The 14,718-nt window shown below is 33.0% G+C and carries 11 protein-coding genes; 4 read left to right on the top strand and 7 right to left on the bottom strand.

Annotated elements, in window-relative coordinates:
* Positions 1–3: 3 nt before the first annotated feature.
* The 6 genes from IUY40_RS04545 to IUY40_RS04520 all read right to left on the bottom strand — a co-directional run bounded on the left by IUY40_RS04545 (position 4) and on the right by IUY40_RS04520 (position 6,322).
* Positions 4–348, bottom strand: a complete 345-nt coding sequence (locus tag IUY40_RS04545; protein WP_317190899.1) for a four helix bundle protein — start codon at positions 346–348, stop codon at positions 4–6.
* A gap of 153 nt (positions 349–501) precedes the next feature.
* Positions 502–1,683, bottom strand: a complete 1,182-nt coding sequence (locus tag IUY40_RS04540) for an acetyl-CoA C-acyltransferase (RefSeq protein ID WP_195735683.1) — start codon at positions 1,681–1,683, stop codon at positions 502–504.
* Between the two features lie 32 nt (positions 1,684–1,715).
* A complete protein-coding gene (locus IUY40_RS04535; RefSeq protein ID WP_317190902.1) occupies positions 1,716–2,072 on the bottom strand; it encodes a four helix bundle protein in 357 nt (118 codons plus the stop codon).
* 54 nt (positions 2,073–2,126) lie between these two features.
* Entirely contained in the window at positions 2,127–4,517 is a 2,391-nt protein-coding gene (locus IUY40_RS04530) for a 3-hydroxyacyl-CoA dehydrogenase/enoyl-CoA hydratase family protein (RefSeq protein ID WP_195735682.1), read from the bottom strand.
* Complete coding sequence (locus IUY40_RS04525; RefSeq protein ID WP_195735681.1) at positions 4,501–4,968, bottom strand: MarR family transcriptional regulator; 468 nt, start codon at positions 4,966–4,968, stop codon at positions 4,501–4,503. The genes IUY40_RS04530 and IUY40_RS04525 overlap by 17 nt, the downstream gene beginning before the upstream one ends.
* A gap of 340 nt (positions 4,969–5,308) precedes the next feature.
* Positions 5,309–6,322 (bottom strand): WYL domain-containing protein, encoded by a 1,014-nt coding sequence (locus IUY40_RS04520; RefSeq protein WP_195735680.1) that lies wholly within the window; start codon positions 6,320–6,322, stop codon positions 5,309–5,311.
* Between the two features lie 570 nt (positions 6,323–6,892).
* Here IUY40_RS04520 and IUY40_RS04515 point away from each other — a divergent pair.
* Together IUY40_RS04515 and IUY40_RS04510 are read left to right on the top strand one after the other, a co-directional pair.
* On the top strand, positions 6,893–11,284 hold the full coding sequence (locus tag IUY40_RS04515) for a PKD domain-containing protein (RefSeq protein WP_195735679.1): 4,392 nt from the start codon (positions 6,893–6,895) through the stop codon (positions 11,282–11,284).
* A gap of 15 nt (positions 11,285–11,299) precedes the next feature.
* Positions 11,300–12,304 (top strand): PorP/SprF family type IX secretion system membrane protein, encoded by a 1,005-nt coding sequence (locus IUY40_RS04510; RefSeq protein ID WP_195735678.1) that lies wholly within the window; start codon positions 11,300–11,302, stop codon positions 12,302–12,304.
* 196 nt (positions 12,305–12,500) lie between these two features.
* Here the strand turns inward: IUY40_RS04510 and IUY40_RS04505 are convergent, their stop codons facing one another.
* Complete coding sequence (locus IUY40_RS04505; RefSeq protein ID WP_195735677.1) at positions 12,501–13,118, bottom strand: hypothetical protein; 618 nt, start codon at positions 13,116–13,118, stop codon at positions 12,501–12,503.
* Positions 13,119–13,213: 95 nt separating this feature from the next.
* Here IUY40_RS04505 and IUY40_RS04500 point away from each other — a divergent pair, with 95 nt between their 5' ends.
* Positions 13,214–13,759, top strand: a complete 546-nt coding sequence (locus IUY40_RS04500; protein WP_195735676.1) for a hypothetical protein — start codon at positions 13,214–13,216, stop codon at positions 13,757–13,759.
* 198 nt (positions 13,760–13,957) lie between these two features.
* The gene (locus IUY40_RS04495) at positions 13,958–14,698 is read left to right on the top strand and encodes a hypothetical protein (protein ID WP_195735675.1); all 741 of its coding nucleotides are present in this window, start codon (positions 13,958–13,960) and stop codon (positions 14,696–14,698) included.
* Positions 14,699–14,718: the final 20 nt, after the last annotated feature.

Genomic DNA, 14,718 nt, shown 5'->3' with positions numbered 1-14,718 from the left:
GAATCAAGAAGAAAGATTGTTGTCTAACTTGTTTATGAAACCTGTTGTCATCTTTTGAAATTCAATTATTTTGTTTTCTATTTCTTCAGTTTTTTCTTTTGATAAATAGTCGTTTTGACATGCTATCAATAATTGTGTTTGTAATTCAAATGAAGATCCTAAACTAATATTCAAATAATGTTGAAAATGTTTATTTCCTCTGTTTGAGCCTTCTGCAATATTAGATGGCATTGAAACGGAGCATCGATTCATCTGACTTGTCAAGCTATAGATCTCGAATTTTGGAAAAGTTAATGTTAGTTTATAAATATCATTTGTAATATTCATTGCTAAAATCCAAATTTTCAAAATTCTTAAAATTATGTCTCTTGTTTTTTGAGCCAAGATAAGAAATCACGAGTTTAAAAGTAGGTTTTTTATTACCTTAAAGAGTCTTCACTCTTACTTCTTCCTTCTCAAAAAAACATCTTTCCTCTTGCTTCTTTCCACTATTCTCTCTTTTTAAAGAACCTCGTAAATTCCAGCACTTCCTTGTCCCGTTCCTACACACATAGAAACGATTCCGTATTTACTTCCTCTGCGTTTCATTTCGTCGAATAATTGTACAGATAGTTTTGCTCCTGTGCATCCTAGAGGGTGACCTAAAGCGATTGCACCACCATTAACGTTTACGATATCAGGGTTTAAACCTAATTCGCGAACTACAGCTAATGATTGAGAAGCAAAAGCTTCGTTTAGCTCTACTAAATCAATATCTTTTAGTTGTAAACCTGCTTGTTTTAAGGCTTTCGGAATTGCTTTTACAGGTCCGATTCCCATGATTCTTGGTTCAACACCTGATGAAGCAAAGTTTACTAATCTAGCGATAGGCTCAAGGTTTAATTCTTTTACCATATCCTCGCTCATGATTAAAACAAAAGCAGCACCATCACTCATTTGAGAAGAGTTACCAGCAGTTACGCTTCCGTCAGCAGCAAAAACAGGTCTTAAACCAGCCAAAGCTTCTTTAGAAGTTCCAGCACGAGGACCTTCGTCTTTATTTACAACGTATGATTTTGTTTCTTTTTTACCACTTTCATTGATAAAAGTTTGTTCAACAGTAATTGGAACAATTTGTTTGTCGAATTTACCTTCAGCTTGCGCTTTTAATGCTTTGATGTGAGAGTTATAAGCAAACTCATCTTGATCTTCTCTTGAAATTTTATATTGGTTGGCAACTGCCTCAGCAGTTAACCCCATTCCCCAGTAATAATCTTCGTGACCTTCGGCAGCAAGTTTATAATCCGGAGTTGGTTTGTAGCCTCCCATTGGAATAAAGCTCATGCTTTCGGCACCACCAGCGATGATACAATCTGCCATTCCCGATTGGATTTTAGCCGTTGCCATTCCGATAGTTTCAAGTCCAGATGCACAGTAACGATTTACAGTTACACCAGGAACATCTTCTACTTTTAATCCCATAAGAGAGATTAAACGACCAACGTTTAAACCTTGTTCGGCTTCTGGCATGGCATTTCCTACCATAACGTCATCAATACGTTTTTTGTCAAAATCAGGTAGTTCAGCCATCATAAACTGAATGGTTTCTGCAGCCAATTCATCAGGTCTTTTAAATCTAAAAACTCCTTTTGGTGCTTTTCCTACCGCAGTACGGTATGCTTTTACTATATATGCTGTTTTCATAAATGATTGTATTAAGATTGGAGAATCAAGTATTAAGATTTTCCAATTGTTTTGTTGATTTTATCTTTTAATGACCTTTGAAATGAAAAATTCATATTTGAAACTTCTACTAATTGATTAATAGTTGGTTGAATTAAATCTTCACTAACAAGCTTAAGCCTTTTTGCAAGTATTAATTGGGTTATTAATTCAAAAGTTGAACCATTTGCAATTCCTAAAAAATGCATAAATTCTTTATCTGAATTTCTACCTGAGCCTTCAGCAATATTTGAAGGAATGGAAACAGCACATTTTTTTATTTGATGAATTAAATTGAACTTTTCATCATTTGGCAACAATGCTGAGATTTCATAAACATGAACCGCTATATCCATTGCTTTCTGCCAAATCTTTAATTTTTAAAACTGGTGCATTTCTTAATACTTAATTCTTATTACTTGATACTAGTTTCTCAAAGGTTTTCCTTTAGTTAACATATACTGGATTCTCTCCAATGTCTTTCTCTCTGTACATAAACTCAAGAAAGCTTCACGTTCGATATCTAATAAATATTGCTCAGATACTAAAGTAGCTTCAGATAAATCACCACCAGCCATAACGTAAGCTAGTTTGTTAGCAATTTTTTTATCGTGCTCAGAGATGTATTTTCCAGCTTCCATTTGATCTGTACCTACTAAGAACATTCCAAGAGCTTGTTTTCCTAATACTTTTACATCTGTTCTTCTTATTGGTTGTGTATAACCAGCTTCAGCCATTAACAAGGCATGTTTTTTAGCTTCGGCAATCTGACGGTCTTTGTTTACCACAATAACATCTCTACCATGTTGTAAAAGTCCAGTGTCAAAAGCTTCATAACCAGAAGTTGATACTTTTGCCATAGCGATAGTTAAGAAATATTCTTGAAGAACGTTTAATTCCACATCGTTTTTACGGAATAGGTCAGAAGCTCTTAAAGCCATTTCTTTAGATCCACCACCACCAGGAAGTACACCAACACCAAACTCAACTAATCCCATATAGGTTTCAGCAGCAGCTACCACCTTATCGGCATGTAAGCTCATTTCGCATCCACCACCAAAAGTCATTCCGTGAGGAGCTACAACAACAGGGATTCCTGAGTAACGTACGCGCATCATTGTGTCTTGGAACATTTTGATGGCCATATTCAACTCGTCATATTCTTGCTCAACAGCCATCATAAATATCATTCCGATATTAGCACCTACAGAGAAATTCGCTGCTTGGTTACCAATAACTAAACCTTGATATTCTTTTTCAGATAAGTCGATTGCTTTATTAATTGCTTGAAGTACATCACCTCCAATAGTATTCATTTTAGATTGGAATTCTAAGTTTAAGATTCCATCTCCTAAATCTTGGATAATTGCACCACTATTGCTCCAAACTTTTTTGCTTTCGCGAATGTTGTTTAGGATAATGAATGCATCTTGTCCTGGAACTTTAGTTTGTGATTTTGTCGAAATGTTATAAAAATAAGTAGCCCCTTCTTTTACAGAGTAGAAGCTTTTGCTTCCAGAAGCTATCATGTCGTTTACCCATGCAGCAGGCGTTAAACCTTCGGCTTTCATGATTTCGATTCCGTTTTCGACACCAATTGCATCCCAAATTTCGAAAGGACCATTTTCCCATCCGAAACCAGCTTTCATGGCATCGTCAATTTTATATAATTCGTCTGATATTTCAGGAATTCTGTTTGATACATAAGCAAACATTCCGGCGAAACTTTTGCGGTAAAATTCTCCAGCTTTATCTTTACCTTTCACCAAAACTTTAAAACGATTGATAGGTTTATCGATAGTTTTTGTTAGTTCAAGTGTAGCAAAATTGGCTTTTTTAGCTGCACGATATTCTAGCGTGTCTAAATCAAGAGTAAGGATATCTCTATCTACTTTTTTGTAGAAACCTTGTCCTGTTTTGCTTCCTAACCAATTATTCTCCATCATTTTTGTGATGAAATCTGGAAGTTTGAACAATTCGTGTTGTTCGTCTGTTGGGCAGTTTTCGTAAATACCATTGGCAACGTGTACCAAAGTATCTAAACCTACAACATCAACTGTACGGAAAGTAGCCGATTTTGGACGACCAATAACTGGTCCGGTCAATTTATCAACTTCTTCGATAGTTAATCCCATTTCTTTAACTAAATGGAATAAACTTTGGATGCCATAAATACCGATTCTGTTTCCGATAAAAGCAGGAGTGTCTTTAGCAACAACTGAAGTTTTTCCTAAAAATTTAGATCCGTATTCATTTAAGAAATCCAATACTTGAGTCGAAGTTTTTGGACCAGGAATAATTTCAAATAATTTTAAGTAACGCGCAGGGTTAAAAAAGTGTGTTCCGCAGAAATGTTGTTGGAAGTCTTCGCTTCTTCCTTCGCTCATAAAGTGAATCGGAATACCAGATGTGTTTGATGTTACTAATGTTCCTGGTTTACGGAATTTTTCAATTTGCTCAAAAACCAGTTTTTTAATATCAAGACGTTCTACTACAACTTCAATAATCCAATCAACATTGGCAATTTTTGCCATATCATCAGTTGTATTTCCAGTCGTAATTCTGTTTGCAAATTTCTGACTGTAAATAGGAGATGGTTTAGATTTTAATGAGTTAGCAAGGTGTTCGTTTACTACTCTGTTTCTTACGGCTTTGCTATCAAGCGTTAAGCCTTTTTTAGTTTCTGTCTCTGTTAACTCACGGGGAATGATGTCTAGGAGTAAAACTTCCACACCAATGTTAGCAAAATGACAAGCTATTCCTGAACCCATAATTCCGGATCCAATTACGGCAACTTTTTTAATTGTGCGTTTCATTTTCTGTTTTTTCTGTTTGATTAAATATATTTTTATCTTGTATTAATTCATTTATGATTTCTGAAACTTCAATAAAATGTTTTAATTTTTCTTCAGAAATGTGATTTCTAACTGTTTCATTAAATTTTAAGACTGTATTTTTAGATAAATCTCTTTTTTCTTTTCCAAATTCAGTTAGATAAATCAAAACACCTCGTCCATCGGTTGGATTTTTCTTGCGAACAATCAAGCCTTTATCTTCCATAGATTTGAGCGTTCTGGTTAAGCTAGTGGCTTCCATTCCCATTCTAGGGCCTAATGCTGTCGATGGAGTACCTTCTTCTTTATCAATACTTAATAGGGCAAAACCAGTAGCCATTGTCCCATCATATTTTGCAGCTTCTTCGTTGTACATTCTTGATACAGCTTGCCAGGTTGCGCGTAAAATATAATCTATAGTTTTTTCTTTCATTTTGTAGATTGTATTTGATTATCTAATTTTAATGTGAATACATTGCGATAGTATCTTTTGCATTAATTTAAATCGAATTCGTTTTTTTTGGCAACTATATCGATTTCAAATATAACAAAAAAATATTATGCACGCATAGTATTTTGAAAAATATTTTTTAGTTTGTTAAATATTAGTTCTGAAATAGAGTCGATTAAGTTTTTATTTTTCGAATGAAATATAATATTTTTTTTGAAATTTTAGCTATTGAATTATCCGAAAAGTTACATTGGGTCAGTAAATTAGGATTTTTGATTAATGTATCTTGAAAGATATTTCTTTATTTTAAAAACGGAAAAAATTATTCTCCATATTTAAGTAAAGCTTTTCTAAGTTTATCTTTTATTCGTAATCGCAGTCCATTGGGACTTATAACTTCTAATCCATCACCAAACCCCAAGAGCAAACGTTCTATTTCGTAATTAGTTTTAAGCTTTAGTGAGATAATAATACTTCCATCTTCATTTTCTTTTTCTAGCTTTTGCGAAGCATGAAAGGGTTTTGTTAAAACATAAGGAGCATTTTCTTTATCAATCCAAAGTTCAATTTTTCTAGTGCTCATCCCTTGGTTCACGGTAACTCCAACCACATCTTTATAAAAATCTTCGGCATCAAAAACTTCTTCTATATATGGTAGGTTAAAATCAAAATCGATGCTGGTAATCCGATCAAGAGCCAAATTGGTTATGGGTTGAGTGCCTTTTTTCTTTCCTACCAAAAACCAACGATTATTAAACTCTTTTAAAATAAAAGGATGAAAATTAAACTTTTGTTCTTCTCTGGATTTAAAAGATTTATAGGTAATAACAAGAACTATTTTTTTTATGATTGCTTGATATATTTCGTCCAGATAACCTAATCCTTTTAAGTTTTCGTTTTTATCCAGATAAATTACAGAATTAGTATGCGATTTCTCTGAATAGATTTTATCTTCTAACCGCTGCAAAATATCCGAAACATCACTAAACAAGGAGAAATCTTTAAATTGCTTTAACATAGAAACTGTTTCTGTTAAAACATTCATGTCGGTTTCTGTAAGTGGTATATCGGTAATCGAGAAATCTTCTTCATCGTACTTATAAAACTTCTTATCATAAACTACGATAGGAGCATTGTATCCGAGTTTTTCGCTTCGCATGAGTTGAATATCCATTTGGATGGTACGTTTACTTATGCGGTTTTCGCGACCTTCATACTCAAATAATGCGTCGGAACAGGCTTCGATTAAATCGTCGAGAGTCCAGGTTCTGTATTGGTTTTGCAGGCATTTATCGATTGTTTTGTATCGAATCAATGCATTTTTGTTTTGTGACATATTATGTGGTTTGCCGCAAAGGCTCAAAGTTTTATATTTAAAGCGACAGATTAAAAGGATTAAGAAAAAAATCTGCTTTAATCTGTAAAATCTGCATAAAATAAAACGTTATTATTCTACGTCTTTGCGAGATTAATTTAGTTAATAATTATTTGGTGTGTTTCAACAAAAAAGAAAATCACGCATCAGAATGTTACTATCTCTTTTGGTCAAAAGTTAAAGTAAAATACTTGCCGTTTTTGTCCTTTTTGCAAAAAAAAATTCAGGGATAAAAGTACGCTTTTATATTTTCTACGCAAAACAACTGCGTACTTGTTATTGGTATTTTATACCGTCAATAATCCTGTTTTTAATCAGGAATGAGAAAAAAAATTAGATTGGGGATACTAAAATAAATGAAAGTTTTTGATTTCAATATTAAATTGTATTTGTGTTATTTTTAGTACGTTATGATTGTTTCTGTGTTCTTTTTTAGTTTAAATTTTTTTAAACCAAAAAAAGATTTTTTTATAATATTTTTTTGGTTTAAAAAAAAACATATACTTTTAGCTACAAAACAAATGACATTTCATGAGAAAAATTTACTTTTTACACTTATATTTTCTTTTAATAACTACGACTTCAGTTCATGCATTTGGGGCTGTCAATAAAAACGATTTTACTTCTAATAAAGGGTATGAAAACCTAGTTTTAGTACCCAATGTAGATTTCAATTTTACTAATGATGAAACTTGTTCAGGAACTCTTATTGTATTTACTCCTGTTGTAAGTGGTACTGCACCTTTTAGCTATAAATGGGATTTTGGAGACGGGGAGACTTCTACAGAAAGTAGCCCAAGTCATTCTTTTAAAGCTGTTGGTTGCGGTACGGAGTCTTTTTCCGTCAAGCTTACGGTTACTGATGCTAGCGGTGAAAACAGTATAACGAAAACTATTTTGGTAAAACAAAAACCAGATTTAAAGTTCGTAAATGAGGGAAGTACTTCTTTTAATAAATGTGCAGATAATAATTCTAATTCTAAATATACAATTAATGTAGTGAATAATTCAGATTCAATAGGGTGTATCACTTCTTATAATGTAAGTTGGGGAGATGGCAGTTCTGAAACAAATGTCACTTTTCCAAAAGCACATGAATACCAAAATGTAGGCTCTTTTGATATGGTTATTACTGGAATCGGAAATAATGGCTGTAGTAATGATGTTCGTTATGTAGTTAAAAATTCTAGTAACCCAGTAGGGGCACTATTTGCTCCAGGTAATACTACCAATTTATGTCTTCCTGTAGGTCCAATGAATTTTGAAATAGGGGGATGGGGGCTTAACCCTTCAGATACCGAATATCTTGTTAATTATGGCGATGGAACTGAACAATCATATAAACAGGAGGATTTAGAACGCTCTCCTTATTATAATGCGGCTAATCCGAAAGCGTCTGAAAATTTTCCTATACCGCATGAGTTTATAAAAGCCAATTGTCCTTTTGGAAATGAGGTTAAAGTAACAATAAAGACATCTTGTGATAAAAAGATTCTTACAGTCGGACCTATTACTATATTAGCTAAGCCCGAAATAAGCTTTGATATGCAACCTGTGGGATGTGTCGAAACTCCTGTTCAATTTATTAATACAAGCACTGAAGGTTATACTAATAATTGTAGCACGATTGATGTTTATACTTGGGATTTTGGTGATGGAACACCAGTTTCTAGAGAGATTAATCCAACACATGTTTATACAACACCAGGTAGGTATACAGTTATTTTAAAAGCAACAACAGCATGTGGAACAGGGAGTGAAATGAGAAAAGAGATATGTATAGAGCCCATATTAGAACCCAGTTTTACCTTTAATAATACCTTTGGTAATTTTTGTACTTCAAGGATTGTTCACATTACGAATACTACAGATACAAGTTTAGCTTGTAGTACAGAGAGTTACAAATGGGAAGTTACTAATTACGTTGAAGGATTATGTGGCAAAGAGTCAGTACCAGGAACAGGTATAGGGCAATGGAATTTTGCAAATGGTACTAATTCTTCATCAAAAGATCCTGTTTTTAATTTTACGCTGTCAGGTACCTATTCTGTTAAGTTAACAACAATAAATTCTTGCAGAGAAGAGAGTTATATTACAAAGGAAATATCAGTAGAAAAGGAACCTGTTATTACTATAAATCCTATTTCTGATTACTGTGATTCAGCTACAATCCATCCAGTTGGCACGGTAGAACAAACTTGTTCTCTAAGTTCAGAGATCACTTATTTATGGGACTTTCCAGGGGGTATTCCTTCTTCATCTACATCGCTTGATCCGGGACCAATATATTATGCAACTAGTGGTAATTATGTAGCTACTTTTAGTGTTACAAATAGCTGTGGAACAACTAGCAAAGAGGCTCCTTTTTCTGTTAATTTAGTTCTTTCTCCAGTTATAAATGATAAGACAGCAAGAATATGTAGTGACACTAGTTTTGAGGTTACACCTGTTAATAACGAGATAGATTATGTACCCGAAGGAACAACCTATGTTTGGTCAACACCCGAAGTTTCTCCTGCAGGAGCAGTAAGTGGTGCAAATGCACAATCTTCTCCAAGACTAAATATTAGCCAGACTTTAATAAATAACACAGCCAATCCGGCAACAGTAACGTATACTGTATCGCCTATATCTGGAGCTTGTCCTGGGCCTAATTTTACAATAACAGTAACAGTAGATCCATTAATAACAGTAGCCCCAGTTACAAAAAACACTACCTGTTTTGGTTCAAATGATGGTTCCATTACGATAAGTGTAACAGGAGGTATTCCTTTTGCAACAGGAACTCCTTATCTTTTTTCTTGGACAGGCCCTGATGGATTTACAAGTACCGATAAAGATATTTTTAATTTAAAAGCAGGAATGTATTATTTAAAAGTTACTGATAATGGAGATTGCCCGTTTACAAAAAGTTATTCTGTTACTGAACCGGATGAATTTAGATTTTCAGGAGGTAAAAATGATATCACATGTTTTGGGTTAAATAATGGGAGTATAAATTTATCGGCAACAGGAGGGACACCGCCCTATACTTATGTGTGGACAAAAGATGGGAATCCTTATCCTGAGACTACCAGCAATATTAATAATCTTGGACCAGGAAAGTATGACTTTACCATTACCGAAGTTAATAATTGTAATATACTTACAGACAGTTATACGATCATCGAACCGCCATTATTAAAAGTAAAAAAGGAAAGTCAAGTTGATATTTCATGTTATGGATATTATACAGGTGAAATTAATGTTAGTACAATGGGCGGTCAATATACCGAGCTGTCTCCCGGAGTTTTTAATTACCGATACAGCTGGACGGGACCAGACGGATTTAGTAGTAATCTTCAAAATTTAAAAGGTCTTGCAGCAGGTACTTATAATTTAACTGTTACTGATAATTCTGGCTGTACAGATGAATTGGAAGTTGTATTACTTCAAAATGATGAAATACACTTAGAGTACACTAAAACCGAGATAGGATGTTATGATGATGCTAATGCATCGATTACTATTGATCGCATTACAGGAGGAGTTCCTTTTGCAACAGGAGATCCATATATTATTGAATGGAGCAATTTAGGAACTGGTTTAGTACAAAATAATTTATCAGCGGGAACTTATGTAATCACAATTACCGATGCATTAGACTGTCCTAAAGTATTTACTATAGATATAGTTAATGTACCAGTATTTACTATCAATCCAGATGTAAAGAACGTTTCTTGTTTTGGTGCAAATGATGGGTATATCCGACTGAACCTTGTAGGAGGTGTAGCGCCAGTTAAGTTAGTTTGGGATGATAATTCGACAGCAGGGGTTGAACGTAATAATATTGGGCCAGGAAGCTATAAAGTAACAATTACAGATGGAACACCATGTGAAATAATAAGAACCTTTAAAATATCTGAGCCTTCTTTGTTAGAACTAAGCGCCGTTGTTTCAAATCCTTTAGATTGTGCTGATGCAAACACAGGAGAGATTAATTTAGTGGTAACAGGAGGTCTGGCTCCATTTACGTACTCATGGTCAAATGGTGCAAAAACCGAAGATTTGAGAAAACTTCCACCAGGGATTTATGCCGTTACTGTTACAGATGCTAATGGTTGTAATAAATCAGAAGAATGGGAAATTACCAGATTCGATCAGCTTACGCCAACTATCGAAGTACTAACCGATTTTGATTGTGAAACTAAATATGTACATCAAACATTCATAGGACACGTAAAAGGTGGAATACCACCCTATACATTAAGTTGGTCCGATGGAGTTGTTTCAGGATCTAATAATGAAATTATGAATACCGAAAATAAAGGTTTAATCATATTTAGTGTAACCGATAGTTTTGGATGTACTGCCGATTTTCCATACAATGTGAATACACCTGTTTTAGGAATAGCTAATTATTCGACAAGCTCTTATGGCAAAGATGTTTATGATTTGTATTCAATTTACGACCCTATTTTATTTACGAATCTAGCAACAGGAGATTTTACAAATATTTCTTGGGATTTTGGTGATGGTAAATTCTCCAACGAAGAAAATCCAAAACATATTTATACAAGAGTAGGAACCTATACAATAAAACAAACAGTTACCTATCCTTTTGGTTGTCAATATAGTTATACATCAACATTAGTAGTCGAAAAAGGATATAGTCTGGTAATTCCAAATGCCTTTACGCCAAATAATGATGGTTACAACGACACCTTTGCGCCCGTGTTTTTAGGTTTTGATAGCATTACTCTTGATGTTTATGATACTTGGGGAGGAATTGTATATTCTGAAACTGGAAAAAATATCAGTGGATGGAACGGACAAATAAAAAATCATGCAGCCGAAAACGGAAACTACTTCTTCAAAATCACTGCAAAAACGTTTTACAACCATACCATAACCGAACGAGGAGCATTTACATTACTTAAATAATAGCAACATACTACAATGAGATTACAACTATATATAACAATACTAATTGCATGTTGCTTTTATTCAGAAACAAGAGCACAAGACCCAATTTTTACTCAATATTTCTTAGTTCCAGAAACACTTAATCCGGGGTTTTCTGGATTCATGGAAACTACCTATGCAGGGATAGTGCATCGGGAGCAATGGCCAGATTTAGATTTAAAAATAGATACCGATTATGCATTTGTAAATACTTGGAACGAAAACATGAATAGCGGTTATGGAATAAGTGTTTTAAATCAAAGAGAAAACCTAACCAAATATAATTACACGCAAATTAATGCCAATTATGCCTACCGAGTAAAGCTGAATGATACATGGTATTTTAGGCCAGCTATCGAAGCAGGTTTTGGATTAAAATCATTTGCTTTTCAAAATTTATTACTTGAGGATCAGATTAATATTCGAACAGGAGTTATAAATTCAAGTTCGGTAGATCCGATGCTAAAAAACGATAAAGTCAATTTCTTTGATGTATCAGCAGGAATGGTTTTTAATACCGAAAGTCTTTGGATAGGTTTATCGATGAAACACCTTAACAGACCCAATATTTCCTTTGCAGGAGACGGAAACGTGCCTTTAGATACATTCTTCTCCTTGAGTTCAGGTTACGAATTTCTTTTAGCCGATTATATCGATGTGTTGTTTTTCCCGTATGAAACCAAAATGCTTATTACCTCAAATTATATGCAACAAGGGTATTACAATCGATTTGATTTAGGAACATCTATACAATTTGAGAAAATATATTTTGGGGCAACAGCTGTTACCAATCCATCAAAAAACGGAATGAATAGGGAGTTGCTAACCTCAGTAAATCTTTTTACAGGATTGCAATATGAGAATTTAAAATTAGGGCTTTCCTATGATTTGAATACTACGAGTATCGGAAGAACAGGAGGCGTTTTTGAAGTTTTATTAACCTATCAGTTTAATCTAAGCGTAAAATGTTTTGGATGTCCTAATTATACAGGAAGATAAACACCAAGCAATAATAAGAAGTTATTTTAAAGAATAGCTTTATTCGAATAGGGGCGTGTCCCGCCGAAAAGGCGGGTCGGGCTTTTCGTTACAATCTTTTGCTTTTTAAAGAAAAAAGCAAAAGGATTTTCACTGCAATCCTTCACGCAAAATTGCAAATAGAATAAAACTTGGTTTCTAAAAAGAGTATAAAAAACTACTTACTTATAAAATCAATTTCCAGTTTTATATTTTCTCTCGCTTTTTCTTCATGTAAATTTCTGAATTCTTCAGTCTTGAAAATAAAATCATTTTCAAGAAAGTGATTCAATGCCTTAATTCTTCCCGGATTATAAAGAAAATCAGGATAAATACTATATTCTTTTCTTATCAGTTTAAAGTAAGTTTTATAAGCAGTCCAATCTCGGGCGAGAATTTTTAAATCAAAATCAATTAGCCAATTAATATCTTCAATCGCATTGTGTTGATGTTGCTGTGTTGCACAAATAGCATCAAAAACCAATTGTTTATTAAATGCGGTGTTCTTTGGTAAAATGGATAATGCATATTGAGCACTTTTTAATTCATTATCCTTTTTACGGCTATTGTATATGTAGTCATGATAAAAGATGGCGTACAAGATTTCATTAGGAAATTGCAGTTTCTCCAGATATGTTTCATAACAATCTATCATATCACTTATATGAGTAAGGTTATGATAGTGTCTGGATTTCTTAGAATAAGCAGTTTCAAGTTCCAACCAATTATGTTGAATCTCTTTTTCCGGAAAGCCAATGATTACGAGCAGTTCAGTATATTTTTCTTTTAGATTCATAGCGCTAATTTACTTAAAAAAATATTCCTTTTGCACTGCGCAAAATAATTGCGTACTTCTGTTGGAATCTTTGTAATGTCAAAATGAAACCAATTATGAATGCATTAAGAATAATATTAGAAGGAAAATCCAAAAATAAAGAAGAAGATAAGACTAAGAATAGAAATTTAAAAAAGAATTTTTATGAGCATAAAGTTAATAATAAATTTTATGAAGGCTTAAATAGTGATGAAATCAATAATTTGGAAAAATTATTTGGTTTTGTATTTCCCAGCATTTATAGAGGAATGTTATCAAATTTTAGTGGTTTTTATAGAGAAACTATTTCTGTTGATCCAAGTGGTAATGAAGAAATTATAAAAACGAACAGATTGTATAATTATCCAAATGATAGTAAAGAGACACAGTGGTTAGTTGATGAAGTTAAGGAATTTATGGATGAAGTAAAATCTGTAATTAAAGATAATGGATTTGATGAATCTGAAATTGAAGGTTTTATTCCGATATATAGTCACAGAGTATTAGTTGTATTTAAAGATAAAAGATTATCTCCAGTTATTTCTATTTATGATGGAGATATAATAATTTATGGAAAGAATTTAAAAGATTATTTAATTAATGAATTTGGAATAAAAAGATAATTGCACACTAATCATAAATCAGTATCATCAAAAAAAGACCTTGTAGTTTAAATGGGAAAGTAGGGAAACGTATTTAGAGCCACAATGTCCGAAAGAGAATATGAGTTCGAATTTCATTAGGGTCACAAAAAAGAATGTAAATCAGTTACGGATCAATAGGTTAAAATGGATTCTTAAATAGGATAAATTTTTAAAAAAATGAACACACCAATCTATCAAATATTTGGTTCAGAAAATTCACTTGATGTCGATCTGGTTTTCTTTATTAAAGAAATGCCAGAGACTATATTAGAAAAACTTTCATTATCAAAAAAGCTAACGGAATTGCTAGTACCATTTTTCCCCGAAAAGGAGATTAATGCCAACCTAGCAGTGTGTAAAAATGGTCATTTAGCTGAAGTTTATAAAGGCACAACCGATGAATTAAATAATGCATTGTTTTATACCTACAGTTATCATGAGCAGAAATATGAAAATCAAATAGCAAGGCTTTTGTGCAGAGATGTAGATTTAAAATTTTTAAGAAGTTCAAGAATGATTCTGTCATTTGTAAGTAAGACAGCATATAGATTACTTGTAAAAAATGCTTTGAGAGGAGATATAAATGAAAAAGTTATAGCATTAGAGACTATAAATCTAAATCGAATACTTTCTTTTGGTAAAGAGAAGAAAAATGAAAACATGATAAAATCAATTGCTTTTCAATTAGGGCAGACAATTTTACTACATGAAGGGAAAGAAGTTTACACAAAAAATCAAATTGCAGATCATATTCCAGATTTAAGAAAACAATTATCCAGAGATAAAAATGCCGATTCTGAAATCCTTCAAAAATGGCTTTTGGTATATGTAGAATTATTAAAAAAACGAATTGTTGGAATGAAACAATTGTCAGAATACAAGTATGAAGATGAAAATGATTTTAACTGCGCAAAATAATTGCGTAGTAGTTTTTGAAT

The organism is Flavobacterium sp. ALJ2, assembly GCF_015594725.1.
Taxonomy (GTDB): domain Bacteria; phylum Bacteroidota; class Bacteroidia; order Flavobacteriales; family Flavobacteriaceae; genus Flavobacterium.
This window is presented reverse-complemented; position numbering and strand designations above follow the sequence as displayed.